This window comes from Terriglobales bacterium (genome assembly GCA_035764005.1).
Taxonomy (GTDB): domain Bacteria; phylum Acidobacteriota; class Terriglobia; order Terriglobales; family Acidobacteriaceae; genus Gp1-AA112.
This window is the reverse complement of sequence record DASTZZ010000031.1, coordinates 65,855-90,999: the sequence shown is the minus strand read 5'-3', so window position 1 is coordinate 90,999 and position 25,145 is coordinate 65,855. Positions and strand designations below refer to the sequence as shown.

Sequence of the window (25,145 nt, the reverse complement as noted above, 5' to 3'; positions counted from 1 at the left end):
TGTTACGAAGGTGCAGCTCACCCTGCTTCAGAGTAGTTTTCCTATGCTATAGTCCGGGGTCGAAGCTGCGGTTCCGGGGCTTCTCTGGGTGCCGTTGTGACGGTCGACGAAGAACTCTCCCAACTCGATGACAACGTCCGGCGGCTGAAGATCGAGTACGACGTGTTCTTTGGCGGGGGCGCCAAGAAGCCTCCTACGGACTTGGAGTGGCGCGTCCAATCTACCCTTAAGAAGTTCAGCGACGGTCGGCGCATGAGTTACGGCCAACGCTTTAAATTCAGCACTATCCAGCAGAAGTTCGCTATCTACAACAGCCTTTGGCAACAGAAGCTCAGGATTAAAGAAGAAGGCTATCGCCGACCGCAGGACGCGCTGCTCGCGATTCAAGGTGTACGCGAGGCTGAAGGAGACCAGCACGAAGTCATCGATGCGGATGCCGCAGCGTTCAGAATCGCTGACGCGGAAGCAGAGAAGTCGACCATCAAAGCTCTCTACGATGCAATGCTTCATGCCAGCCAGGCGTCGAAATCTAAAGGGCCGGCCGGGAACTTCGAGTCATTCCAGAAATTCGTAAAGAAAAAGACCGAGCAGCTCCGCCAGGAGTACGGTTCCTCCGCAGTGGAATTCGCTGTGGAAGTCGAAGATGGCAAGGTCCGGCTAAAAGCCAAAGCCAAATAACCAGCAGCAAATAAGCAATTAGCCAATACCCGCTCGGATCCGATAACAGCGATCTGCATGCCCTATTGTTTCTCGCGACGTCCCGCTAACCTGCGTTTGTCCCGCTGCCCTGATTTTGTTACACTGGCGCGCCGTTGGAGAGGAGACACGCATGAAATTTACAAGACATCTCACATTAATCGTTGCGTTACTCATGATCGCCAGCTTTGGCTATGCGCAAGCAGCAGGCACGGCCAGTGACTCAAGCAAGACCTCAACCACCAGCTCGAAGTCCAAGAAGAGCACCAGCGCCTCCACCAGCAAGAGTGCAAGGCTCGATATCAACACTGCCAGCAAGGAAGAGCTCAGTCAGCTGCCGGGCATCGGCGATGCTCTGTCGCAGAAGATCATTGATGGCCGTCCATACAATGCGAAAAACGATCTGGTTCGCCGCAAGATCATTCCGCAGTCAACCTATGACGGCATCAAGGACCAAATCATTGCCCATCACCCCGGCACTTCGAAAGCAAGCAAGAAAGGGAGCAGCGGCGCTTCGAACTGAAAACAGGGTACAGGGAACAGGTTGTAGGGGACTGGGAACACCTCGTGTTTCCCGTCCCTTTTGCTTTTTGCGGCAGCAATAGACCAAAGGAAGACTGGCTCTGAATTTCACCCTGTACCCTGTCCCCTGTTCCATGTACCCTAATCACAGAGGTTTTCGATCGCGCTGACCTGTGGGATACCTGGCTGACGCGACGGTGCTGGAGCTGAACAGCGTTCCAGTCGAGGGTGCAAGGGGAAACGTTTGCGCCTCCCGTTTTGGAAAGGAAACCACTCCGCCAGGTCTACTCTCGGCGTTGTCGTTCGCTATTTCCCTCCGAAATCGAATCCTCGGTTGCCGATTTTCATCTGTATTCGCATGCCGCTGCGCGACAAATTCGGGCGAGCCATTACGGACCTCCGCATCTCCATCACCGATCGCTGCAATTATCGCTGCGTCTATTGTCGAACTGGTAATGAGGGAGCGCAGTATCCCGATTTGAAACTAGACGAATACCTGCGAATGGTGCGCGTGCTGGTATCGCTGGGAATCGAGAAGGTTCGCATTACCGGCGGAGAGCCACTGCTCCGTCGCGGTGTAGTTGATTTCGTGCACCAGCTTTCGGAACTCCGATCCATTTCCGGCCACAAACTCGACATTGCGATCACAACGAATGGCCACCTGCTTCCCGCAATGGCACAGCCCCTGAAAGATGCTGGGCTGAACCGAATCACGGTCAGCATGGACGCTGTTGATCCCGAGAAATTTGCGCGCATCACGCGCGTGAAAGACGGATACGAGCGCGTACTGGCCGGCATTCGAGCCTCGCGCCGCGCTGGACTGGATCCGGTGAAAGTGAATTGTGTGTTGTTGCGCGGATTTAATGAGGATCAGATCCTGGAGTTCGCGAAATTCTCCCGCAATGAAGGTGTGATTGTCAGATTCATCGAATTCATGCCGCTGGAAGAGGATCGTGTGTGGAGTCCGGAAGTCGTGGTCACTCTCGACGAGATTGTGCGCACCATCTCGGTCTGGAAATCTCTGCGTCCTCTTGCTCCGAATACTGCGAGTGAAACGGCACGCCGATATACGTTTGACGATGGTGTGGGTGAAATCGGCATCATTGCTCCTGTTTCCCATCCTTTCTGTGGCCATTGTTCCCGCATCCGGATCACCTCTGACGGCAAGCTTCGCACATGCCTTTTCTCGCTTTTCGATCACGATCTCTACGCGGTTATGCAGCGAGGAGGAACAGACAATGACATGGCTGAGTACATTGAAGCGGTAATTCAGAAGAAAGAGGCGCGCCACCACATCGGAGAAGCGGGGTTCATGCAGCCGTCTCGCAGCATGGTTCATATCGGCGGGTAGTTGCAGTTCCTTGCACCTCTTCACCTGCTAGGCCTAGTGCAACATTCCTCACCTGCGCTCCATCTCAAGAAGGTACCCCTGTTTACTAATGAGTTATCGTGCCGACAAACCATATGGAAGGCGGAAGACTGATAGACCACTTTCCGACGAAAAGCGCCGCCACTTACAGAGCATTCGGCGGGATGTGGACGAGGATCCTACGGGCACGATTCGGCGTTACCTTCGCCTGGCTTCCAAGGCCTTAGACAACGGTCAGTCTATGCGTGAAGAAGCGAACGATCAAAGCTGGCTGGAGATTCACAACCCAAAAGCGGCCTGAGCAAAAGCTGCTGTTCTGAATACCGAACAATTCGGACCAAGCGCCGCCTTACTCTTCTCAGAGCCGCTCCGGCTAGGGTTACTTTCTATACAACGGAGTAGCTGAGCAGCAGCATCTTTCATGATTCGGAGGTAAGCTGGTGCGGCTGCTGTGGTGCTCTCTGATTTACCTTGGGCTCCTCATTTTTGAGGGATGTGCCGGGCGCGGTCTCACAAGCAGCTCGTTGACCTCTCCCACTGCCCCACTTTCCAATCCATCTGCCTCCTCCGCTGCACCGAGCGGGTCGTCGCCTTCCGACTTGAGCACCGCCAACTTGGTGACGGTGAGCGCCGGTGCCAAGAGCTCCGGAATTGACATCGTCGTTGCCCCCGCTGCAGGCGCTGAGAATGCCATTGCCCTGGGAACCCTGGCCGATGGATTTGCTGCCAATACTGGAGCAGTCGTTCATCAGGCAAGTACTGACACCATTGTTCTCTTCGGGCCAGGTTTGTCGGGGGCAATGGGCGTAAGCATTTCAGGGCCGCAGGACATTGGAGTAAGCAACATCCGCAGCATTCAGGCAAAAGATGGGACTTCGGGCATCGCCTTTGATGCGGTGGTCGGCGCCACTTCAACCCCGGGCGCAAGGACTGTTTACTTGAAAGCCACTAATAACGACATTTCGGCATTTGCCGGCGGCCTGGAGGTGCAGCCATGATGCGCATGATCGTTCTGCTCTCGGTCATAGCTTCCTTCAGTTCACTGAATGCAACGACTGTGTTTCCGATGTCCGTGGAGCGCCTGACCGATATTTCCAGCGACGTGGTCGTGGCGCATGCGGTTAAGAGTTGGTCCGTCTGGAACGCGCAGCACACCATCCTTGTTACGTACACACAGTTCGCAGTCGATAACCGTCTGAAAGGCAATGCCGGGACTACCGTCACGGTAAAGACACCCGGCGGCAGCGCAGAAGGATACACGCAGCACGTTGCTGGAGTGCGGCCGTGGAGTGCAGGCGAAAGCTCGGTGTTGTTCTTGCGCCCCTCTCAGAGCGGCGATGGCCTGGTGGTCTCCGGGCTCATACAAGGAGACTTTCGCATTCGCCGCAGCGCATCGGGAACGGTGGTCGCCGACAACGGACTGGAAGACGGCTCGGTGACCGCCAGCCGAGGTGTTCAGGAATTCAATCCATCCACTAAATCCATCCGTCCCTATTTGGGACATCGCATGAGTCTCAGCGAGCTGCAGAACCGTGTGCGCAGCCATCTGGCTACGGAGTGATGTTCGATTCTATGAAGTGTCTTCGTTTGGCTCCATTCGCTCTTGCATTCGCCGTCGCAGCAATATTGTTGCTACCGCGGTCCGCGAAGTCGTACCTGTCGCAGTATGCAGGACCAAAGGGCAGTACCACGCGTGCTCGCTGGGATTTCGGCGATTTTCCCGTGCAGTGGAACCTCAATCCCGCCACTGCGGCCAATGTAAGCGGAGGCAGTCTTCAGGACACTGTGACCGCAGCCTTTGCTACGTGGAGCACGGCTCCCAATACAGCGCTAGCGCTGACTCGCGGTGCGGATTCGGAAGTCTTATCTCCGGCATTCGACGGGATCAACCTAATCTGTTTCACCTGCTCCACTGACTTCAGCTCCGATGGCACACTCGCGGTTACGTTTACGACCACAGCAAACGGAGCCGGAGCTGATGACAAGCATGGCGGTAAATCTCGATTCGCTGGTCAGATTCTGGACGCTGATATCCTCTTCAATCCTGCGGTCACGTTCACCATGGACGGAAGTAGCGGAAGCGATCTACAGACGGTTTTGACTCACGAAATCGGCCACTTTCTGGGACTGGATCATTCAGCGGTGGTGAAAGCGATGATGTTTCCTTACGCTCCGCCGATGGAGAGAACCCTCGGGTCCGACGACGTGGCCGCAATCTCCATGCTCTATCCAAAACTAGGCGCCGACATAGAAACGGGGAGCATTTCCGGCCAGGTAACGATGACCGATGGATCGGCAGTGTTCGGAGCACATGTCTTCGCGGATTCTGCGACCAACAGCCCGGGCTATCCAGGCGCCGTCCGCAAGACCCCAATCGGCACACTGTCTATGCCCGACGGGACTTATGAAATCGACGGAGTTCCTCCAGATCGCTACACCATTGCAGCCGAACCGTTGGATGGACCTGTGACCAATGCAGATGTGGCGAATTTCTCGTCCGCAATGGGCAAGGCGACTCTCCAGACCAACTTCACTACACGCTGGCACTAGCCGGCTTGGAACTGAAAGAAAACAGCCCATCCCGCAGAAACGCTCGGCAGCTCGCGGTAAAATCAGGCGAGAGCCCTCTATGAGCCGTCGTACTCTGCTTAGTGTTATCGCTGTCCTCAGTCTCTCTGTCTCTCTCGCTGCCGACACCGTAATCGAGGAGATCATTGCTCGTGTAAACGATTCGATCATCACTCGCTCCGATATGGCCAAGAGCCGTGAAGAACTGCAGCAGGAATTGCAGCAGCAGAACATCCCTGCAACCGATTCGCGAGCCAAGGAGAAGGAGAAGGATACCCTTCGCGACCTGATCGACCAACAACTGCTCCTGCAGAAGGGCAAAGATCTTGGAATTACCGGCGATACCGAACTGGTGAAGCGCCTTGATGATCTGCGCAAACAGCTCAAGCTGGAGACGCTGGAAGATTTGGAGAAGGAAGCGCAAAAGCAGGGCGTCTCCTTCGAAGACTACAAACAAAGCATCCGCAACCAGATCATCACGCAACAGGTAATCCAGCACGAGGTCGGGCAGAAGATCCAGATCACTGAGAAGGAAGTTCAGGATTATTACAACCAGCACAAGTCTGAGCTGGAGCAGCCCGAAGCGGTGGATCTTTCCGAAATTCTTGTCTCGACTGGTTCATCGAACGTGAACATCGATCCGAATGTCCCACCTCCACCGGAGGATCCGGCGAAGGTAACGGCTGCCGAAGACAAAGCCAAGCAGTTGCTCGCGAGCATCAAAGGCGGAGCAAAGTTTGAAGATGTAGCGAAAAAATCCTCAGACGGACCGACCGCCGACCAGGGCGGCGAACTGGGAATGTTCAAGCGCGGCATGCTGGCCAAAGAACTCGAAGATCTGACATTCGGCATGAAGCCGGGTTCTGTGTCTGACGTCATCCGCACGAGACAAGGTTTCGTAATCCTGAAAGTCAACGAGCATACGCAGGCGGGAATCGCGCCGCTGAAGCAGGTCGAAAACCGCATTCAGGAAGCAATCTATTACGAGAAGCTTCAGCCTGCTCTACGAAACTACCTGACGAAGCTGCGCGAAGATGCCTACATTGACATCAAAGCCGGATATACCGACACCGGTGCAAGTCCAAATCAGACCAAACCAATCTTCACCACCGCTGCCGACACGAACACCGGTAAGAAGCTGAAGAAGAAAAAGAAGATGGGGATACTGTAAAACGGCGGTCGGCACTCGGCATTCAGCAATCGGCTCATCCGTGGATGCTTCCGCCTTTCTGAAAATTCGAAATCGTTTTAATGTCCTGAGACCTGGCTCCATGCAGCTGTTGTTAGTTGAACAATGTGTCTTGACCGAATGCCGAGTGCCGACTGCTGATTGCCTGTTTTACTTCTATGGCCTGTCACCCCACCTGCAGTAGAATCGGTTCTCTGGTACCCGGCCCATGAAGCAGTTCTTCGTTAAAGACGCTGCAGCCCACGAAAATCAGGTCATCACCTCTTACTTTCTCGTCTCTTCAAAACAAATCAAGCCAAAGAAGAGCGGGGAAATTTATCTTTCGCTGACTCTCTGCGACCGCAGCGGCCAGATCGACGCCAAGATGTGGGACAACGTCGCCGATGCAGTTGATGCGTTTGAGCAGGATGACTTCGTCAAAATCAAAGGGCTGATCAATAAGTATTCGAATCGTTTTCAGCTCACCATCCACAAGCTGCGCCGGATGGACGACAACGAAGTCGATTACTGCGACTATCTTCCCAAGACCACCAAAGACATAGACGAACTGTGGCGTACAGTCGGCGGTTATGTCGCAAGCTTCCAGAATGCGCAGTTGAAGCTTCTACTCGAAGCCTTCATGGGCGATCCACAAATTGCGGAGGCTTACCGTCAAGCTCCGGCGGCTAAGTCACTGCATCATGCTTTCATAGGCGGATTGCTGGAGCACGTAGTTTCCCTCATGAAGCTGTGCGACACGGTCGCGTCACTGTATCCGCAGATCAACCGAGATCTGCTGCTCACCGGCGCTTTCCTCCACGACATCGGCAAGATTTATGAGCTGAACTATCAGCGCTCTTTCTCCTACACGACCAGAGGCCAGCTCCTTGGACACATGATCATTGAGCTGGAAATGCTTCATGAAAAGATCGCGTTAGTTTCGGACTTCCCAGCAGAGCTCAAAGTGTTAATCGAGCACCTGATCATTAGCCATCATGGCAAGTACGAATTCGGATCGCCGAAGCTGCCGATGTTTCCTGAAGCACTCATGCTTCACTACCTTGACGATCTCGATTCCAAAATGGAAAGCATGCGCGCGCACTTCGAGCGGGATCCAGAAGCAGAATGGACCGGTTACAACGGCTCTTTAGGACGCACGCTGCTGAATTCGGAAAGAGTTCTCGCCCAAATCGCGAATCCATGCCCGCCAACTCCGGAAGCCGAGCCGGAGCAGATAGTGATGAAGGCGGTCGCGGGCGAATCGGAATAGCAGCTTTCGAAATCGCAACAATAAAGGGGCACGCAAAAATGCGTGCCCCTTTTTGATCTAATCAATTTCGGTCAACGAGGATACTGGGCGCGCTGTTGCCATTATTTCCGTAGTAGCCGCGGCGATATCCCTGCTGAAAGGCTTGGCGATAGAGCTGGCGATCCTGACCTGACCCTTCAAACTGGCTGCTCGACGCACGCGGTGAAAAGTTCCGCCCCGCTTCGCGGTCCGAGCGTCCAGCAGCGATTCCATCTCGCCATCCAGTGCGCTGCGCTGGGCTCATTTCTGCGCCATATTGATCGTTCTGGGGCATCGAATATGTGCGTTCGCGGTCGCCCGATTGATTGCGGTCACGATCGCGATCCTGATCGGTTCCATACTGCCGGTCGCGATCCGAACGGTCGTATTGGCTGTTGTTTTGTCCACTGTACTGACCGTTGTTGTAGGTACGGTCTCGGTCGCGCTGTTGATCGGTGTAAGTTCCGTTTTGCCCGTTGTTGTACTGGTTGTAGTCGTTCACCCGATCGCGATCCTGATCCGCCTGGCTATTGTTGCGATTCTGGTCTCGATCGCGATGGACTTGCTGGTTGCGGTTCCAGTCCTGATCCTGATTGTTGCTCCAGTTGCGGTCTGGATTCTGACTGTTCTGCTGGTCTTGCTGATTTTGCTGTTGATAGACCGACTGGTCCTGCTGGGGCGCTGGCGGTTGCGCCTGCTGCGCGTAAATTGCCGGTGCGCCAATCAACAGGCCTGCGACGGCAAAGTTAAGCATTTTTCTCATAAGCTCCGCTCCTCCTGGAGAGACAACCTCTCCTACTCTGTCCGGCTGTAGTCAGATCTGCCAGCCTTCAGTTCTCTTACTTGGGAATCTTTAAAAAGTGGGATGGCCCTTGAAGACCTGGCGTTGGCAGGGGAGAGCTGAATAACGAGTTCCGGCCAGCAACGCCCAGACCTGGCCGGACTAGCTTTTCAACGAAGCAGGCCCGCCGACTTGGTCAGCGGCCACTCTCGTCGGTTTGAGTATTATCAGCGTAAAAAACAGCGTAGCGTTTTGGACTTTGCTGTTTATTGCCCATTTTTCGCGATTTTCTCGAACAGAACAGCGAAAAACAGCGTAATAACAGCGAAAAAGGGGACGCCCATAAGCAGCGATTGGGTGCGCTAACGAGGATGATACCCAGTAAAGTGCAAGGAACGGAATATCTAAAGGACCGGATACCGTCAGCTAAGCGTCAGCAGTCACTTCCGGGAATTTCAGCTTCACTTTCGCCAATGCCCGGCTAAGTACGTTTTCCATCTCGATTTCTTCTACATTCCTCGCCATAGCCATTTCGCTTACAAGTAGATACTTCGCCCGTTCGAGCATCTTCTTTTCGCGGAAGGAAAGAGCCTTAGTCTGGTTCAGCACAAGCAGGCTTTTGAGGACGTATGCGACCTCCAGCAGAGAGCCGGTGCGCATCTTCTCTGAGTTTTCTTTAAACCGGAATTTCCAATCCTGGTGGTTTTCGCATTTGCTGTTGACCAGGATGTCCAGGATGGCTTCGATATCCGCGTTCTTGATTACTTTCCGAAGTCCAACGGCTTCGACGTTGCTGAAAGGAATCGTGACTTTGAGGTTGCTGGCCTTTATATGGAGCTCGTAATACTTTTGCATCATCGAGCCGACCATGCGGCTGCCTATCTGCTCGACGACGCCTACTCCGTGGTTGGGATATACGACCTTGTCACCGATGTGGAAATCATGGTTCATGAAAGACCCTGGTGGGGAGGTGGGGAACGAACTTACAACCCATGATAGCTCACAAATGCAATAAAGTCAATGTTTTCCGCGTTACTGAGCAGTGATCTCTGTTTCAATTTGGAACGCCAATCGGCGAAGTTCTCTGCCGACTTGTGTCACTCCAGCTAAGTCCTTTGCCTTGAATCCCAGGCTGCAGACGCTTACGCTGCAACCCGCAGCCGAGAGAGTATAATTCGGTTCGAACCTGTCGAGCTGCGCACCCCTCCCGCGCGGAGGGTGATTTATTGCCAGGTCGCACCCATATCATCCGAGAAACCCGAAGCGCCTTCCTGGCGCGAGAAAACGGGTACGGCGAGGTCCATGCCAGAACACGTTAAGAGAAAGATCCTGGAAGAAATCAAAGCTCTTGAGCATGAACTGGCTCACGAGCTGCCCAAAGAGATCAAGAAGGCTGCTTCCCTCGGCGATCTGAGTGAAAACGCCGAGTACCACATGGCCAAGCAGCGTCAGGAATTCGTGAATGCCCGCCTTGGCCAGCTCAAGAAGCGCATGGGCGACTTGGCGTTGGTGAACTTGAGCAATATTCCCAAAGATCGTGTCGCCTTCGGTTCCATAATCGAGGTCTACGACACCACCAAAGACGAGAAAATCGAATACACGCTGGTGACCAGCGAAGAATCAGATGTCTCGCGCGGAAAGATTTCGACCACGTCGCCGATCGGCAAGAGCCTCATGGGTAAGAAGCCAGGTGATGTTGTTGAGGTGGTTACGCCTACCGGAAAACGGGAGCTGGAGATTCTCAAGCTTATGACGATCCACGATCAGGAAGCGGCGGAAAGCAACGGCGCCTCAGGTGGTCGCTGATGACTTGGACGGGAGCGTTCGGGCGCGCATGCGGCAAGCTACTCTATGCGATCGTGCGCGGACTCTCGCTCACGCACATCTCTCCGAATATCCTCACGTTTACTGGGCTCGTGATCAATATCATCGCCGCCGTCTTATTTGGGTATGCAAGCGGCGGCAATCAACCGCGCTTCTTTCTTTATGCTGGCCTGGTCATCCTCGGCGCCGGCATCTTCGACATGGTCGATGGTCGCGTCGCGCGAGCTACGCATCAAGTCACGACCTTCGGAGCTTTCTTCGATTCCGTTATCGACCGCTATAGCGACATCGCTCTCTTTTTCGGATTGCTCGTCTATTACGCTCGCGCCAATCACTTCTTCTATGTTGTCCTCGTCGGAATCGTCATGACGACTTCGGTCATGGTGAGCTATACGCGAGCGCGGGCCGAGTCGCTGATCCCGAGCTGCAAGGTGGGATTCCTCGAGCGCCCCGAGCGCATTGTGCTCGTCATTATCGGCGCGCTTTTCAATCGCATGGCTCCGGTGCTGTGGGTTATCGCCGTGCTCTCTACTGTCACGGTCATTCATCGCATGTGGTACACCTACCAGCAGATGAAGCCGATTACCGAAAAGGAACTCAAGACCCAGGCAGAAGCTGCGGAATCAAAGGCAGAACCGGCAGCCAAGCTGAATCGGCCCACGCCGTTAGATCCGGCATTCTAAGCTGTTCCCTTTGTCATTCCGAGCGAAGCGAGGAATCCCTACTGAACCGAGAATGCATGGGTACAGTAGGGATTCCTCACTTCGTTCGGAATGACACACACACACTAGAGAACTACGCGTAGATTCCCCGCTGGCGAATCGTGAACTGCACGCGATCCACTGCGAGCATATACGCGGCGATGCGGTTGTTCACGTTGTGCGTCTCCGAATAGCGCACTACCTCTTCGAACGACTCCCGCAGGATGTCTTCCAGTTGTTCGTTAACAACTGATTCCTTCCAGAAGAATCCCTGACGATCCTGAACCCACTCGAAGTATGAAGCGGTGACGCCGCCGGCATTGGCGAGAATGTCGGGAATTACGAAGATGTTTTTGTCAGCAAGAATATCGTCGGCAACAGCCGTAGTTGGACCATTCGCACCTTCAGCAATGATCTTCGCTCGCATCTTGCCGGCATTCCGGCTGGTGATCACGTTTTCAGTTGCTGCAGGAATGAGAATGTCGCACTCGGTAATCAGCAGTTCGGCCGTGTTCGCAGCCTCTGCTCCTTTGAAACCGGTAATGGTTCCGTTCCGCTGGCGATGCGTGATCAGTGCGTCGATGTCGATTCCATTCTTGTTATAAAGACCACCGTCGTACTCACCGATGCCGATGATCTTGTAGCCGGCATCGTGCATCAGCTTCGCGGCATTGGATCCGACATTGCCGAAGCCCTGGATGATGATGCGCGTTGTCTCTGGCTGCATTCCGAACTTACGCAGAGCTTCGTTGCACACGATCATCAGGCCACGGCCTGTCGCCTCTCGCCGGCCGCGTGAGCCGCCGATGTTCAGCGGCTTGCCCGTCACCACGGCTGTGACCGTCTGCCGCATGTGCATGGAGTACGTATCCATGATCCACGCCATGGTCTGCTCGTTGGTGTTCATGTCCGGAGCAGGAACATCTTTTTCAGGACCGATGAATTCCACGAGCTCCGCGGTGTAACGGCGAGTGATTTTCTCGAGTTCAGTTTGGGAAAGGCGCTTGGGATCGCAAATAATTCCGCCTTTGGCGCCGCCGAACGGAATGTTCACGACCGCGCACTTCCAGGTCATCCAGCTGGCGAGAGCACGAACTTCGTCGAGCGTCACGTCTGGGCTGTAGCGAATGCCGCCTTTCGCGGGACCGCGCGCGATCGAGTGCTGTACCCGGAATCCGGTGAAGACCTCGATGCTGCCGTTGTCCATCTGCACCGGAATGTGCACGATGATCTCGCGATTCGGATAGCGCAGCACCTTCCAGATACCGGGATCGAGCTTCAGCTTCTGCGCCGCCAAATCGAATCGGGCAGCCTGCGCCTCCCACGGATTGAACTCCTGCTCGGCGGTAAACGCCCCCACGTGCTCTTTCGTTTCAGTCGTCATCGATGATCTCGTCAGGTCGGATTGAAGAACATGAACAAGCGGCGCGGTTGGGCCGCTTGAGCAAACCTATCAGTATAGATTATCGCCTCAATTCGTTTGCTCAATCGATCGCACCGCCGCCGGCCAATTCACCAGACGATCATCTCCGAGTCCCAACTAAGTTCTTCCCACTAGTCACTCCGAACAATTATTTGCACTTAAGTGGGCTGAAACTTCGAAATTCTTTGCTACGATTACGAACAACTCTGCAAGTCACAACTGCACGACCCATGGTTAAGAAGATTTTGTCTGTCTCAGACAATGACGCTCTTCGTGTCACCCGCCACATTATGTTGCGGAACCGCAGCTTCGACGTAGTCTCTGCTGCAAACCTCCGCGAGACCCGCAACGCTCTCAAGTCTGGTGATTTCGACCTTGTGATTCTCGGTGTCTCACTCGATGGCGAAGCAAAACGCGAGATGGCAACCCTTACGCGCAAGCATTGCGATAGCGCACAGATTCTCGAACTGTGCCGCATAAGTCCCGAGGTCCACGACGCGGAGCATCACCTGTATAGCCCCGAGCCAGAAGATCTGGACAATACGGTTAATCAGATACTCCGCGGTGAAGAGGTCGAGAAGTAGCGCTCAAACGCATAGCTGCGTTGAAGTCCAGCTGCATTTGCTTCTTTTTCTGCTTCGCCGTTCGACAGGAACAGCTCCGATAGCTCTACTTGTAGTTGACCTTCGTTCGCAACCGACATACTATGCGCACGTGGGAGCAAAGCGAGCCGCAGCTACGCGCGCGATGAAATCGGGAACCGAGATCGTGATTCCCGACAAGCTCTTCTTTCGCATCGGCGAAGTCGCGAAGCTTTGCTCGCTGCCAGCCTACGTTCTCCGCTTTTGGGAAACAGAATTTCCGCAGCTCAAACCCGCCAAAAGCAATACCGGCCAACGACTGTATCGACGCAAAGATGTCGAGAATGTCGTGCGCGTGAAGAAGCTTCTGTACGAAGAGGGCTACACCATCAACGGCGCCCGGCAGTTCCTCAAAACGGAAGCGAAGCGCGATCGCTCGCAAACCGCCCTGCCCTTTGCTCAACCCAGGAGCACCAATCCTTCCGATCTGCTTCCCCTCAAGCAGGGATTGCAGGAAGTGCTGGCGATTCTCGCGGCCAGACGCTAAAAGACGCGGAGCCGGCCGCCCTCGGCCGGGTTTCATCGTACTAACTCCTGAACTATAAACAGTAGGTTCTGGTTTCGACTCCCGGCGCACTCACCCAACCCGCTGTTATGCGGATTTCCTCGTTAGCATTCCCGATTCAGGGCATAAATTAGGGAACAAGTCGTCAAGGTCGCAGACGCATCTCCAACCCGATCAGGGATTTCGCGGACGAACGTCGCTCACTGATCCTTAAATGATCAGTTGAAAGGTCATCCGAGCAGTGCCGGGCGAACCGCTGGTTCAACAACGCCAGATCCTCACGGGCTTGATCTTTCATGGCCTGAGATGACTTCGGCACGAGATTGCCTCGAGCAAAGGGCAGGGTTGACATGCAAGTAATTCCTTGCCTATACTTAATGCAAGTAACTACTTGCCTATGGTTGCCCATCGGCGCGATACGGATCTGCTGTTCAAAGCCCTGGCTGACCCCAGTCGGCGCAAGCTGCTAGACGTGCTGCACGCGCACGACGGCCGCACCCTTAACGAGTTATGCGAACACCTGAACATGACGAGGCAGGGCGTGACGCAGCACTTGGACGTGCTGGAGGCGGCGAACTTGGTCGCGACCGTGCGACGTGGTCGCGAAAAGCTGCACTTCCTCAATCCGGTGCCGCTGCAAGAGATCTACGAGCGCTGGATTGCGAAATTCGAAAAGCCGCGCCTTAGAGCGCTCTCGCAACTTAAACACCGACTGGAGAAAACCGATGTCTAGATCGACGTTTTTGTACGTGACTTACATCCGCACCACGCCCGACAAGCTGTGGTCAGCGCTGACCGACGTGGAATTCATGAAGCAGTACTGGTTCGGCATGCAGTGTGAAAGCAGTTGGACGCGCGGATCCTCATGGAAGTTGGTATCCGCGGACGGGACGATCTTCGACGAGGGCGAAATCGTAGAGGCCGAGCCGCCACGACGCTTAGTAATCCGGTGGCAGCACCAAAAAAGGCCCGAACTCAAGGCCGAAGGCCACTCGCTCTGCACCATAGAACTGGAACCCACGGCTGGGGCTGTCAAGCTCTCCATCACCCATGCCATCGAGCGCGAACCATCGAAATTTATTGAGGCAGTGTCTGGAGGCTGGCCGAAGATCATCTCGAATCTCAAGTCGCTGTTGGAGACCGGTTCGATTGCTCTGCAGGAGCCCTACCCAGCTCAGGGCACCCGCTGATCGCTACCTGAACGAGCCGGGCAAAAATCTGTTGACCCAAGTTGAGAAGGGAGGCACATGAACTATCTCTTAGGAACAGCAATCTTTGCTTTGTCCGTGGCGGTAAGCGCCCCTGTAGCTCAGGAGAAGCCCAGCAAGATGGCGTCGAACAGACACACAACCCGTGCAGTCCAGGCTTATGAGCATTCGTTCGCGGATGGAGCGATCTAATAAAACGATTGGAGCGCGGCTTCACCGAAGGGCCGATAGATTGGGGCAAGGAACAAATGATGTACCAGGAACCAAAGAAAACTATTAACGACTCACGCGCTGGAAGGACAACGAAGACCCGTGGATATGCGCCTGTCAACGGCCTGAAGATTTATTACCAAATCGAGGGGAGCGGCGATCCGATTCTTTTTATCCCGCCCGCTTTCGGATTTGCTGGGCGGGAATCTTTTCCTGAGCTGGTTCAAAACCATTCCGTGATAACGGTCGATCTCCAGGGAAATGGTCGCACGGCAGATATTCCCGAGCGTCCCATTTCGATCGAGCAGTACGCCGAAGACGTGGTTAGCCTCGTGAAATACCTTGGGATCTCAAAGGCCGACTTTATTGGTGCAAGCTACGGTGGCGACGCAGCAGCTGTGATCGCAATTCGCTATCCCGAACTTGTCCGTCGTGTGGTGACTTACGCAGCAACTTTTGCCCCTCCTCCGACCACCCTGAATCCTGAGACGACGCACTATGATCATTCTCCAACTGCTGAGACTAGAGACGTCCAATTTCAGAGAGAGAGCTACATGAAAGTCGCGCCTGATCCGAACTATTGGCCCAAGATTTACGAAAAGGTTGGCAAGATTCAGTGGAAAGGCTTTTCGAAAGAAGAATTGGCTTCCGTTAAAGTGCCGTTTCTGGTTGTTCAAGGAGATCACGATTTTGTTCGCATCGAGCACTCCGTTGAAACCGTCAAACTCATTCCGCACGCCGAGCTTGCGGTGATCCCGAGCGCAAGCCACTTCGCCTTATCTTCAGAACCAGAGAGGGTGATTCCAGTCATTAAACATTTCCTAGAAAAGTCTGAAAACCAACTACCGTTGGCTACTGCCAACGTTGGCTATCACCCGGGTGAAACCAGATAAATGACAAATCATCGCGATGTGCCCAGCGTATTTGACAGCAATCGTGGACGCAGCCTGCGACATTCGGCGGTCGGTTCCTGGCGATGACAGGACTACTTCTCCCACGTTCCTGCCCGTCATAAGCTGATCGTCTTCTCGCTCATGCGGACAGTTGCGCACCGCCCGGCGCGATATTTCCTCCTCTCTGGCTCAACGGTTCGTTAACCGTCAATGCCGGCAGCCATGCCGCCAGTCAACAGGAGCTTCCTTGATAACGGACGCAACTCTTGTGGGTGGTCACGAACGTATGCAAGAAGGCGGTATTTCTTCCTCTTTCCACGACCTGACCTTCCGTTCTCATTTGGGTCTTCGGCGAAGAACTCCGGCAGGCATGCCCCAACGCGGTCATAGATCGAAAGCCAAGTCCTCCTCACAAAAGAGAGTGAAACGCCAAGTTCTTTCGCCAAGTCTTCATCGGTTCCACCTTGCAAAGCCGCAGCTAACAGTCGCTGCTCGCTTCGTCTGAAAGCAAAAACCGGCCGCTGGTAGGAAAAAAGTGAAGTTCCCAGGAGCCACGGCTTCGCGAACGCCATCTCACGCGTCTCGCCCATCACGTGCAGAGTGTTGACGATTTGTTCCGGGCAGGCCGGAAGGGAATCTACGAAACGGCCGAGTGCAGCATCGAAGAAGCCGCCGCCGCTGTTTGCAATTCCTTCCACTCCCATCGGAGAGTCCGCCTGACCGATAAGCTCTTTGATGAAAAATCCGCGATGCAGTTCGATAAAGCTGCCAAATACAAAATTGAGGACCTCCACCCGCCTCGCATTCTCAACGCTGGTGACGGCATGCCAGCCGATGAGATTTAGTTCCCCGCGCGTGTTTGCCTCGCGCAATTGCCTGTCACTCAGAACCGGAGAATCACCGCGAGAGATCCTGCGAACTATTTCGGGGCCGATCCAGAAGAATGGCGGTGTTTTGATTTCGCGCAGGAAAGCGTCTGAAACGAAAACGCTGACGCCGGCTCCCAGAAAATCGAATTTATCACCGTGCAATTCCTCAAATACAACGGCTGTAAAGGCTTCGCTCCCAAGCAGTCGGAGCCAGGTTTTCCCCAACTCGGAAATCGCAGACCCATAGCGCGGGCGGTTAACAGGATGAACAGCCAGGATGTCCACGCATCTGCCTACGTCGTTCGGCCGCATTTGACGATAGCGCAACGTCATCGGATTGCCCGCGGAAGTTTGCCACAACGGAACTTTAGGGTCTTTTAAATCCCTTGTTTGTAGCACGAGATTTTCTACAATGTCACCTCATCAATCGATTGCCAGGGCGGGAGCACGACGTGACTGATCAATGGTCGCGAGAAACTTGTGGTTCTATCGCTGCTGTAGTAATCAGCAGTCGCTTTCAGCGATCAGCAACTCGTGTTTTGGATTCGCGCAATTTTTTCGATTTAGGAGAGACACATGAAACGAGCAACACGTTTCACACTATGTGTGGTTGTACTCGCGATTTGCGGCTTTGTCGTTAGTTCTCTTATCTCAAGGCCGAGCTTCAGTCAGGAATCGACTCCGGGCCGCCTCGCGGGCTCATGGAAGGCTTCGGTTACGCCGATCAGCCCACCTGGGCTGGACCCGTTTACCGATTTGCTTACGTTCACCCCAGATGGCTCGGTGATCGAAAGTCGGCGGCTGTTTGTGCCGGCAACCCCCTTTGGCGCTTTGCTCGAAACTCCCGGCCACGGCGCCTGGAGGCGCACAGGCGAAGCGCAGTTCGACATCCATTTCACGTTTTTGCTTCAAGGCGCAACCGACGGGAAGGACATCGGAACCGACAACGTGCACTTGCAGGTTTCGCTTGATTCCGCCGGCACACTCCTTTCAGGGATGTTCGAGAGCACTGTGAAGGACCCTTCAGGAAACGCGTTGTTTACGGCTACTGGCACGTTTTCGGCCACACCGATTTAGGAAGTCAAAGAGAACCGAGGAGACAGAAAATTGCAATTCGAAAGACCTGTTTTGTAGAAGCAACGAAGAGTTTACGGGAGCGACATGAGCAATTCGGATCCGACAGAACGGGAGAACATCTACGGGGAGCGCAGCGCCGCTACTCTTCAAGATCAGTTGGAACGTCGCCTGCTGCATTGGTATATCAACACGACGGGTGTTGCTCCTTACGAAAAAGATCAACGGCGCGCACCACCGTTCTATTTCAGCCGCCGCGCGCCGGACCCAGGCTGGCAGCAGGCGCTGCTGGATGGATGAACATGGCGGAACCCGTTGGGAAACGAATTAAGAAGGTTGACCGAATTCTGGCATCTACATCCGAAATCCCCGCGATGCGACGCAGGCTCGGCATTCTCGCATTCGGCTTGGTCATAGCGTTCGCAGCTGGATTAGCGACAGGTCAGACTGGCTCCTCTACCGAAACGCCGAACGATACTCGGATACTTTTTCTCGGCACTGCCGGTGGCCCTCCCTTGCGCCTCGATCGCTCGGAGCCTTCTACGTTGCTCATGGTGGATGGCCGCCAGTATCTGATCGATTGCGGAATTGGCACGATGCGACGAATGCTGCAGGCGGGCATTCAATCAGAACAAATCAAGACAATCTTCTTCACGCATCTTCATTCCGATCACGACCTCGGGCTAGCTGATGTAATGGCCAACGATTACTTTCGGCTGCGTTCGCCCCGTTCAACACCATCTATTCATATTTATGGCCCGCCACAAACGAAAGAGCTTGTTGACGCGGCGTTTCGCTATCTCACCATCACAGTTCGGCCTTTCGCCTCTGAAAATCGTTCGGACTTTCAGGTGGTGAACGGAGAATTCACCAGTCCGTTTGTTGCGCACGAGATTGAGCATGAAGGCGTTATTTTTCAGGACGACAAGATTCGCGTCATCGCTGCCGAAAACACCCACTACGCGCTAATGCCGGAGGAAGATCGCAAGCATCTGAAATCTTTTTCCTATCGAGTCGAAACCCCGCACGGTGTAATTGTTTTCACCGGAGATACGGCTCCGAGCGATGCGGTGGCTCGGCTGGCAAAAGGCGCTGATGTGCTCCTGGCGGAAGTCTCCTATCGCGATCCTGAAGATCTGGATCAAACCGTGAATGTCATGGCCGCCAGAACCCATGCAACACCTGATCGCACCAAGACATTCCGCGCACACTTCCAGTTCGAACATCTCGATTCCCAGGGGGTTGGAGAGCTTGCCTCCAAGGCGCAAGTCAAATCGGTCCTGCTATACCATTACAACCCGACAGACAAAACAGACGAAGCAGCCTACGTGAGCGGCGTGAAGAAATACTTTGCTGGCACCGTGTTCGCTCCCGCCGACCTGGATCGGTACTGCCTCGCACCCAATGGAGACTCGCATACAAGCAACGTTCTGAGCCTCTGTGGAAACACGACAGAACTCCAAAATTCAGGTGAGTCCGGTACAAAGTTACATCCTTCCGAAACACCCTCTGGTCATCCGATCTCGACCGGGAATTCTAGCCCAAGCTCTTGCACAATACCGGTGAGCGAGCGCAAACAAGAGGAAGGTTGCTATGTGCTAGCTAATGAAGCGCTGGAGAGTTTGCCGCCCAGCCCTCTGTTCTGGCATTTGTATACTTATCCCACTACTGCGGCCGCTTCACAGGCGAAAGGAACGTCCTCTGGAAGTGTCGTTGAGTCGTTCGGGAAAATTTGGCTATTCGAGCTAGCTCCCGCTGAGTGGAAACCTCCCAGCGGAGAACGGGTTGCCGTCATCGGGCCGCTGCCAGTTACACCTGCGAAGAAATATTTTGCCCGCTATATGGAAAGCATCGAGGCGCCGACCGTGACGGGCACTCCGGTTCACACTCATCCGGGCCCTGAGGCCTGGTATCTACTACACGGCGCTCAATGCCTGCGGACACCGAATAGAACATTCGTAATTCACGCTGGTGAGACAGGCTTCGTTCCTGGTGGCGAACCGATGATTTTGAAGCCCAGCGGAACCGAACCTCGCCACTCCATCGTTCTGGTTTTGCACGATGCTGCGCAACCTTGGAGGACTAAAACTGAAGTGTGGAAACCTCAGAGCCAATGCCCGCAGTAATCGAAAGCAGCCTCTGAATAAAAAGGCGGCCCCACGCCTTCCATCAGATCCTCGGCTTTAGCCTCTGACTCGCCTTTATGCCCGCGGCTTCTTGAACGGTAATGATCTGATCGGCAGCAATGTTGCTGAGACTATCGCGTTGGCCACTCGGCCATTCGATTTCTACGCCATCAGCTTTCGTTGAATTGCCCAGGCCGAACGTAAGCACGAGTTCACTTTGGGAAAGGTAGCTTGAGCCGCTGCGCATCATGAGCCACTGATTGTTGCCGCCGGACTGCACGCGCACAATCGCTCCGATGCCGTCGCGATTCGATTTCGTGCCCTGCAGCTTCACGCGCAAGCTGTGGCTGCCTTTTGACTCATTGCGGAAAAGTTGCGCCGGACCACCGTTGGTCGTAAACGCCAGATCGAGATCGCCATCGTTATCGATATCGGCATAAGCAGCGCCGCGGCCGACGCGAGGGCGCGCAAAATCGCTTCCCATCTGTTGCGTAACTTCGGTGAACTTGCCATTGCCTACGTTGCGAAACAGATGCGGAGGCTCGGCATAGCGCACGCGCTTCTGAATGTTTTCGATCTGGTCTTCGATGTGGCCATTTGCGACGAAAATGTCGAGCCAGCCATCGAGGTCGTAATCGAAGAAGAAGCAGCCGAAGCCGAGCGTAAGCAGACTGTCGCGGCCAATCTCGGAAGTAGGCGCCGCGTCGACAAAGAGTCCGTGACCCTCGTTGTGGAACAACGACAGCATTTGATTCGAAAAGTTTGAAATCAGGATGCTGGGATTTCCGCTGTGGTCGTAGTCGGCAGCATCGATTCCCATTCCGGCGCGCGCGAGTCCTTCTTCGCTGTAGGCAATGCCGGCGGTAACGGCGGCTTCAGAGAAGTGTTGGCCTTTCTCATTCACGTAGAGCTTGTTGGGTTGGGTGTCGTTCGAAATAACAAAATCAGGCCAGCCGTCGCTGTTGTAGTCGAGAATGGCTATGCCGAGAGTTTTCGAAGTTGCGTCCAGTAATCCTAGCTTCGCGGTAGCATCTTCAAATTTGCCACCGCCCAGGTTGTGCCAAACGCGAATCGAGGCGCCTTTGTACGACTCCGGAGTGCAGTACGACTTGCGCTTGCCGTCGATGCTGCAATAGATGTCCTGCTTCGGCGACCATTGCACGTAGTTAGCGACGATTAGATCGAGCTTGCCGTCGCGGTCGTAGTCGATCCACGCCGCGCTGGTGCTGAACTCCTGTACGCCGGCGAGTCCGGACTTTTGCGTCACATCGGTAAACGTTCCATTGCCGTTGTTGTGGAACAAGCGGCTCTGGCCTACGGCGCTGATGAAAACATCGTCGAATCCGTCGTTGTCGAAATCACCGACCGCTATGCCCATGCCGTACATGCTCACGGCAAGGCCTGACCTCTGCGTCACATCTGTGAAAGTGCCGTTGTGATTGTTGTGATACAGCTTCAGCGTTGATGGCCGCTTCGGCGCGCCCGGCCAATCTTCTCCGTTGGCAAAGAGAATGTCCTGGTAGCCATCGTTGTCGTAGTCGATGAAGGCGACGCCCGCACCAAGAGTTTCCGGCAGATAGCGCTTGCCAGTGGCGCCGCTGTTGTGGACGAAGTGGACTCCACTCGACTGGGTAATATTGGTAAACCCGCCCTGTTGGGCCAGAGCGGCGGTGCTTCCCAAAGCGAAACTAATACCGATACAGCAGGAGACAAATCTGTTCATCAATGACCAGTAGGAAGAAATGATGGAAAGCGCGATTGTGCCACACGCGGTCGTGCGGGCACTTGCGCGGTTTTGACCTGCCGAGTTGGAGGAGCCAGCGGGGCGCTCTCGTGCTCGTGAATCGCCTGCCGCTCGTTGTTGTCCTCGGGATGCGAAAGCCGATACGGACCAGTGAGCGCCTGCGCAGCCTCATTGGCCTTGAATCGCAGATAGCGCTTTTCGAACTCGGCTGCCTGCTGATTGTTGCCGAGCCCGCGATAGCAGAGCATGAGATTGTAATTCGCCTGCAGGTCCTCGGGATCAATGGCGATCGTCTTCTTCAGCTCATCGACGGCGTCTTGATATTTGTGCTGCAGGAAAAGGATCCGGCCGATGTCGTCGATCACTACCCGATCCTGCGGGTATTGCTGCGCGGCGAAACGCAGATGCTGCAGAGCTTCGTCGTATCGTCCTTCGTTGCGCAGAGCGCGTGCGTAGAAGTAGTGCGTGCGCGCGAGGCTGTTGTCCATTGCCAGCGCTTTTTCCAGAACCTGCTCCGCATGCTGGTCGTCGCCCTCCTGCACAAAGACGCGGCCCATGTTGACGAAGCTGTCGGCCTTGTTGGGATCTGCTTGCGATGCTGCCTGGAAGGCATCGAGTGCGCCTTTGAGATCGCCTTGCAATAGAAGACCGATTCCGTAATCGTTCCAGCGCTCCCAATCCTGTGCCTCGTAGACGCGCTTTGGCTCCGATTTGGGAACATTCTTCGCGACCACCGGCAGCGTGACTTCGTCTTCCGCAATTGTGGTGATTGGGAGAGTGGGAATGTACTTCAGCTTGCCCGAGACTTGAGCTGTGCTGCCATCGAACGATACTTTGCGATCGTCATACGAGGGCGACATCTGGCTCGCCCCTCCCGTGCTCTCGCCCGCGTACGAAAACTGCGTGTAGTACCAGGAGAACTTGCGATAGTTCAGCTTGGCTTCGAGCTTGATCTTGCTGCCGGCGTTCTCGGGTATTCGTAAGCGGTAATGGACTGTGTCAGCGGCCCCCGGCGGGATCAGCTTTACGTAAACCAGCGCGCGCGCCGACCAGGCATTGCGCTTGTTGATGGGATTGCCATGGTCGTCGATGCTCTGCGAGCGGTAGAAATGCGCGCTCTTCTCCACCGGACCTTTGCCGTCGTCCTCGACTTTCCCGCTCCAGAACAGGACCTGGCCTTTGTCGTCGGTGGCCTTGAGTTCAAGCCAGACATCGAAGGCATCGACCGTGCCGCCTGGGAAGAAGTGTCCGACCTTGCGCGTGCGCACGACCACATCGACGCGCTCGGTGTCGCCGCGACGCAAGGCAGGCTGAACTTTATTCAAAGGTGCTGTAACTTCAAACGGCTCGGCGTTGTTCGTTGCTGTGCCTGGAGCTGTGTTCTGCTCCGCTTCTTCGCCAACGGCAAACGTGGTTGAGAGCTCTCCTCCGGGAACATTGGCCACACTCTTTGCTGTTCCCGTTTCGGGAGAGACAGCGAAAATATCGACGCTGATGACTCCATTCTTCAAGAAGTTGAGAACGGCCGCCATCTGCTTCTCGTCCTGATTCGCGGTCGGAAGCGCGGTGTTAGCCGCAGGGAAGCGATGCGAGTGCAGCTTGCCATCGGTGGTTCCGTAGTCCGTCGACTCAACCAGCGGCATATGGCAATCGAGGCAGCGCTGCGGCTTGGGCGGGTAGTAGAACGATCGCGCGCCCAGTCCGGAGATACCGCTCGCCTGCCAATTGTCATAGTCGTTGAATCCGCGAATCCACCGGTAATGATTCACCGGAATGTCCAGGTGCACTTTGTGGCAGCTCGAGCAGAACTCCGCCGAGTGCTGATCGTGCATAAATGGCTTGAAGAACGCTCGCCGATGCGGCTCGGGATTTAGATAGACCGAGTAGTCATGCAGCCAACGGATGACAGGATTCTTGCTCGCGGCGAGTTCGTGCAGTTTGGGATATTTCAGAACGAAGTCAGCCTGCCCCATCGTGCTCTTCACCTTCACGATGGAGTGGCACATCAGACAGCCAAGTCCGGCATTAGCTTCCGGCGTGTGGACGATCTCCTTAATCGGCCGATCCATCATGCCGCTGTAGAGCACAGATGGATCGTGGCATCCGCCGCACCACTTCGACGGATGGGTGCCGACTACGCCTTGCATGTACTCGATGCTCTTGCGGTACCACTGATTGTTGAATGACGAAAAGTGATGCGCCGAGCTGTTCCACTGATCGTAGACGTCTTTGTGGCAGCGCTCGCAAGCCTGCGACTCCATGAAGTATTTGGCCGGAATCAGCTTGCCGTCGGTAGTCTGTGCCGAACTGGGAAAGAATGAGCCTTTCGGACCGTCGCCTTCGCCGTCCATGGTGCCGGGGGCGATCTCAGGATTCTTGATGGGCGTCGATGCGGCCCAGCGATTCACGCGGGCATAGTGCGCTCCCCATCCGATGAGTGCGGCAATAGCAAACACCGCTGCACATTGCGCCGCCAGTTTCGCCGGCACTGCAGAAATCCAATTCTTCCCGCGCAACCAGCTGACCAGGAGCAACAGAACGCCCGCAAACGAGAGGACGGCATGCAGGAAGACGTACACAAGATGCGGGCGCGTTCCGCCCACAATCATGATCACAACGCCGGCGAGAACTCCGAGCACGAGCAGCGCGATTCCACTCTTCGCCAGCCGATCAAGACCGCGCAGTTTGCGCAGAATGAATGGAGCCGCCGCAATGGCCACCACCCCAAGCCCGACGTGTGCCAACGAGAGCCCGATGTAGAACAGGTTCGGCGCAGGAAATGCGTACAGATAGATGCCGGAGAGCGCGCCAAACCAAAGAAAGTACTTCGCCAGACTGCCTGGGGAAACGCGAGCCATTAGATGGAGAAATCCCAAGGAAAACTACACGAGATTGGAGGTTCTCTCGATAGTGCTTTTCTATTAGGCGTCAGGGATGGATTGTGAATGAGCTGTTTGAGGGTGCATTTACCATGTCGGCGTGATCAAAGCTGCCTTGGAAGTGATCAACGCGATGCAGGCCGCCGGCGTGATCGGCAGGTACGCCATAGGCGGAGCGGTTGCCGCAACGTTCTACCTTGAACCTGCTGCAACCGTTGACCTCGACATCTTCGTCGAGCTTCCAACCGCGGTTAAGGGTGCTCTCGTAAGTTTGAAGCCGATCTACGAGTACCTGGAAGGGCAAGGCTGCAGGAGCAACGGTGAGTACATCATCGTTGCCGAATGGCCAGTGCAGTTCCTGGTGCCAGCGAGTCCACTCGAACTGGAGGCGGTTGCAAGAGCGATTCGTGTCGAAGTAGAGGGAACATCCACGTGGGTGATGAGTGCGGAGCATTTGGTGGCAATCGCACTGCAAACAGGCAGAATCAAAGATTACAATCGAATCCTGCAGTTTCTCGAGTTCAAGAAGGTCGATCAAGGTAAGCTCCGAGACGTTCTCGAGAGGCATGCGCTCATCGCAAAATGGCATAAGTTTGAGGCTCAGTATCTTCGTGGGAGACACTAGACGAGAACAATTAGCTGCGCTTCCGTTTGCC

The 25,145-nt window shown here is 54.9% G+C and carries 26 protein-coding genes and 1 riboswitch; of the genes, 20 read left to right on the top strand and 6 right to left on the bottom strand.

All coding sequences use genetic code 11. The features are described from left to right. The first annotated feature begins 96 nt into the window (after positions 1-96). The 9 genes from VFU50_05700 (at position 97) to VFU50_05660 (ending at position 7,593) form a co-directional block, all read left to right on the top strand. Positions 97-678: an MXAN_5187 C-terminal domain-containing protein gene (locus VFU50_05700; GenBank protein HEU5232331.1), complete on the top strand. Its 582-nt coding sequence runs from the start codon at positions 97-99 to the stop codon at positions 676-678. Positions 679-829: 151 nt separating this feature from the next. After that, complete coding sequence (locus VFU50_05695; GenBank protein ID HEU5232330.1) at positions 830-1,219, top strand: helix-hairpin-helix domain-containing protein; 390 nt, start codon at positions 830-832, stop codon at positions 1,217-1,219. A 142-nt stretch (positions 1,220-1,361) separates the two neighbouring features. After that, positions 1,362-1,503, top strand: a riboswitch (molybdenum cofactor riboswitch). Between the two features lie 73 nt (positions 1,504-1,576). After that, a complete protein-coding gene (gene moaA / locus VFU50_05690; protein ID HEU5232329.1) occupies positions 1,577-2,569 on the top strand; it encodes a GTP 3',8-cyclase MoaA in 993 nt (330 codons plus the stop codon). An 88-nt stretch (positions 2,570-2,657) separates the two neighbouring features. Next, positions 2,658-2,888 (top strand): hypothetical protein, encoded by a 231-nt coding sequence (locus tag VFU50_05685; GenBank protein HEU5232328.1) that lies wholly within the window; start codon positions 2,658-2,660, stop codon positions 2,886-2,888. Between the two features lie 223 nt (positions 2,889-3,111). Continuing rightward, entirely contained in the window at positions 3,112-3,585 is a 474-nt protein-coding gene (locus VFU50_05680; protein HEU5232327.1) for a hypothetical protein, read from the top strand. Further along, the gene (locus tag VFU50_05675) at positions 3,582-4,148 is read left to right on the top strand and encodes a hypothetical protein (protein HEU5232326.1); all 567 of its coding nucleotides are present in this window, start codon (positions 3,582-3,584) and stop codon (positions 4,146-4,148) included. Before VFU50_05680 ends, VFU50_05675 begins: the two co-directional genes overlap by 4 nt. 11 nt (positions 4,149-4,159) lie before the next feature. Then, complete coding sequence (locus VFU50_05670) at positions 4,160-5,137, top strand: matrixin family metalloprotease (protein HEU5232325.1); 978 nt, start codon at positions 4,160-4,162, stop codon at positions 5,135-5,137. Positions 5,138-5,216: 79 nt separating this feature from the next. Next, complete coding sequence (locus VFU50_05665) at positions 5,217-6,326, top strand: peptidylprolyl isomerase (GenBank protein ID HEU5232324.1); 1,110 nt, start codon at positions 5,217-5,219, stop codon at positions 6,324-6,326. 226 nt (positions 6,327-6,552) lie between these two features. Then, positions 6,553-7,593: an OB-fold nucleic acid binding domain-containing protein gene (locus VFU50_05660; GenBank protein HEU5232323.1), complete on the top strand. Its 1,041-nt coding sequence runs from the start codon at positions 6,553-6,555 to the stop codon at positions 7,591-7,593. Between the two features lie 61 nt (positions 7,594-7,654). Here VFU50_05660 and VFU50_05655 read toward each other — a convergent pair whose 3' ends face one another. Then, the gene (locus VFU50_05655) at positions 7,655-8,374 is read right to left on the bottom strand and encodes a hypothetical protein (GenBank protein ID HEU5232322.1); all 720 of its coding nucleotides are present in this window, start codon (positions 8,372-8,374) and stop codon (positions 7,655-7,657) included. 444 nt (positions 8,375-8,818) lie between these two features. Then, on the bottom strand, positions 8,819-9,343 hold the full coding sequence (locus VFU50_05650; GenBank protein ID HEU5232321.1) for a CarD family transcriptional regulator: 525 nt from the start codon (positions 9,341-9,343) through the stop codon (positions 8,819-8,821). A 351-nt stretch (positions 9,344-9,694) separates the two neighbouring features. On the opposite strand from VFU50_05650, the gene greA reads away from it, so the two are divergent. Next, the gene (gene greA, locus VFU50_05645; GenBank protein HEU5232320.1) at positions 9,695-10,198 is read left to right on the top strand and encodes a transcription elongation factor GreA; all 504 of its coding nucleotides are present in this window, start codon (positions 9,695-9,697) and stop codon (positions 10,196-10,198) included. Then, positions 10,198-10,899, top strand: a complete 702-nt coding sequence (locus VFU50_05640; GenBank protein ID HEU5232319.1) for a CDP-alcohol phosphatidyltransferase family protein — start codon at positions 10,198-10,200, stop codon at positions 10,897-10,899. The genes greA and VFU50_05640 overlap by 1 nt, the downstream gene beginning before the upstream one ends. 112 nt (positions 10,900-11,011) lie before the next feature. Here the strand turns inward: VFU50_05640 and VFU50_05635 are convergent, their stop codons facing one another. After that, entirely contained in the window at positions 11,012-12,301 is a 1,290-nt protein-coding gene (locus tag VFU50_05635) for a Glu/Leu/Phe/Val dehydrogenase (protein HEU5232318.1), read from the bottom strand. 269 nt (positions 12,302-12,570) lie between these two features. On the opposite strand from VFU50_05635, the gene VFU50_05630 reads away from it, so the two are divergent. The 5 genes from VFU50_05630 (at position 12,571) to VFU50_05610 (ending at position 15,797) form a co-directional block, all read left to right on the top strand. After that, the gene (locus tag VFU50_05630) at positions 12,571-12,924 is read left to right on the top strand and encodes a hypothetical protein (protein ID HEU5232317.1); all 354 of its coding nucleotides are present in this window, start codon (positions 12,571-12,573) and stop codon (positions 12,922-12,924) included. 130 nt (positions 12,925-13,054) lie between these two features. Beyond that, positions 13,055-13,468, top strand: coding sequence for a MerR family transcriptional regulator (locus VFU50_05625; GenBank protein HEU5232316.1), 414 nt, complete (start codon positions 13,055-13,057; stop codon positions 13,466-13,468). Between the two features lie 415 nt (positions 13,469-13,883). After that, positions 13,884-14,219 (top strand): metalloregulator ArsR/SmtB family transcription factor, encoded by a 336-nt coding sequence (locus VFU50_05620; protein HEU5232315.1) that lies wholly within the window; start codon positions 13,884-13,886, stop codon positions 14,217-14,219. Beyond that, on the top strand, positions 14,212-14,676 hold the full coding sequence (locus tag VFU50_05615) for an SRPBCC family protein (GenBank protein HEU5232314.1): 465 nt from the start codon (positions 14,212-14,214) through the stop codon (positions 14,674-14,676). Before VFU50_05620 ends, VFU50_05615 begins: the two co-directional genes overlap by 8 nt. Before the next feature lie 218 nt (positions 14,677-14,894). Beyond that, complete coding sequence (locus VFU50_05610; protein HEU5232313.1) at positions 14,895-15,797, top strand: alpha/beta hydrolase; 903 nt, start codon at positions 14,895-14,897, stop codon at positions 15,795-15,797. A 200-nt stretch (positions 15,798-15,997) separates the two neighbouring features. On the opposite strand, the gene VFU50_05605 is transcribed toward VFU50_05610, so the two are convergent. Next, positions 15,998-16,999 (bottom strand): hypothetical protein, encoded by a 1,002-nt coding sequence (locus tag VFU50_05605; GenBank protein HEU5232312.1) that lies wholly within the window; start codon positions 16,997-16,999, stop codon positions 15,998-16,000. A 243-nt stretch (positions 17,000-17,242) separates the two neighbouring features. Between VFU50_05605 and VFU50_05600 the strand changes: the two genes are divergently transcribed. The 3 genes from VFU50_05600 to VFU50_05590 all read left to right on the top strand — a co-directional run bounded on the left by VFU50_05600 (position 17,243) and on the right by VFU50_05590 (position 19,866). Continuing rightward, positions 17,243-17,743 carry a hypothetical protein gene (locus VFU50_05600; protein HEU5232311.1) on the top strand — a complete coding sequence of 167 codons (501 nt, stop codon included), beginning with the start codon at positions 17,243-17,245 and terminating at the stop codon, positions 17,741-17,743. 84 nt (positions 17,744-17,827) lie between these two features. Next, positions 17,828-18,040 (top strand): hypothetical protein, encoded by a 213-nt coding sequence (locus VFU50_05595; GenBank protein ID HEU5232310.1) that lies wholly within the window; start codon positions 17,828-17,830, stop codon positions 18,038-18,040. Positions 18,041-18,114: 74 nt separating this feature from the next. Next, the gene (locus VFU50_05590; protein HEU5232309.1) at positions 18,115-19,866 is read left to right on the top strand and encodes an MBL fold metallo-hydrolase; all 1,752 of its coding nucleotides are present in this window, start codon (positions 18,115-18,117) and stop codon (positions 19,864-19,866) included. Positions 19,867-19,909: 43 nt separating this feature from the next. Here the strand turns inward: VFU50_05590 and VFU50_05585 are convergent, their stop codons facing one another. Both VFU50_05585 and VFU50_05580 read right to left on the bottom strand, forming a co-directional pair. Further along, positions 19,910-21,589, bottom strand: a complete 1,680-nt coding sequence (locus VFU50_05585; protein HEU5232308.1) for a CRTAC1 family protein — start codon at positions 21,587-21,589, stop codon at positions 19,910-19,912. Next, on the bottom strand, positions 21,589-24,468 hold the full coding sequence (locus VFU50_05580; GenBank protein ID HEU5232307.1) for a tetratricopeptide repeat protein: 2,880 nt from the start codon (positions 24,466-24,468) through the stop codon (positions 21,589-21,591). Before VFU50_05580 ends, VFU50_05585 begins: the two co-directional genes overlap by 1 nt. 121 nt (positions 24,469-24,589) lie before the next feature. On the opposite strand from VFU50_05580, the gene VFU50_05575 reads away from it, so the two are divergent. Further along, positions 24,590-25,114, top strand: coding sequence for a hypothetical protein (locus VFU50_05575; GenBank protein HEU5232306.1), 525 nt, complete (start codon positions 24,590-24,592; stop codon positions 25,112-25,114). The last annotated feature ends 31 nt before the right edge of the window (positions 25,115-25,145 follow it).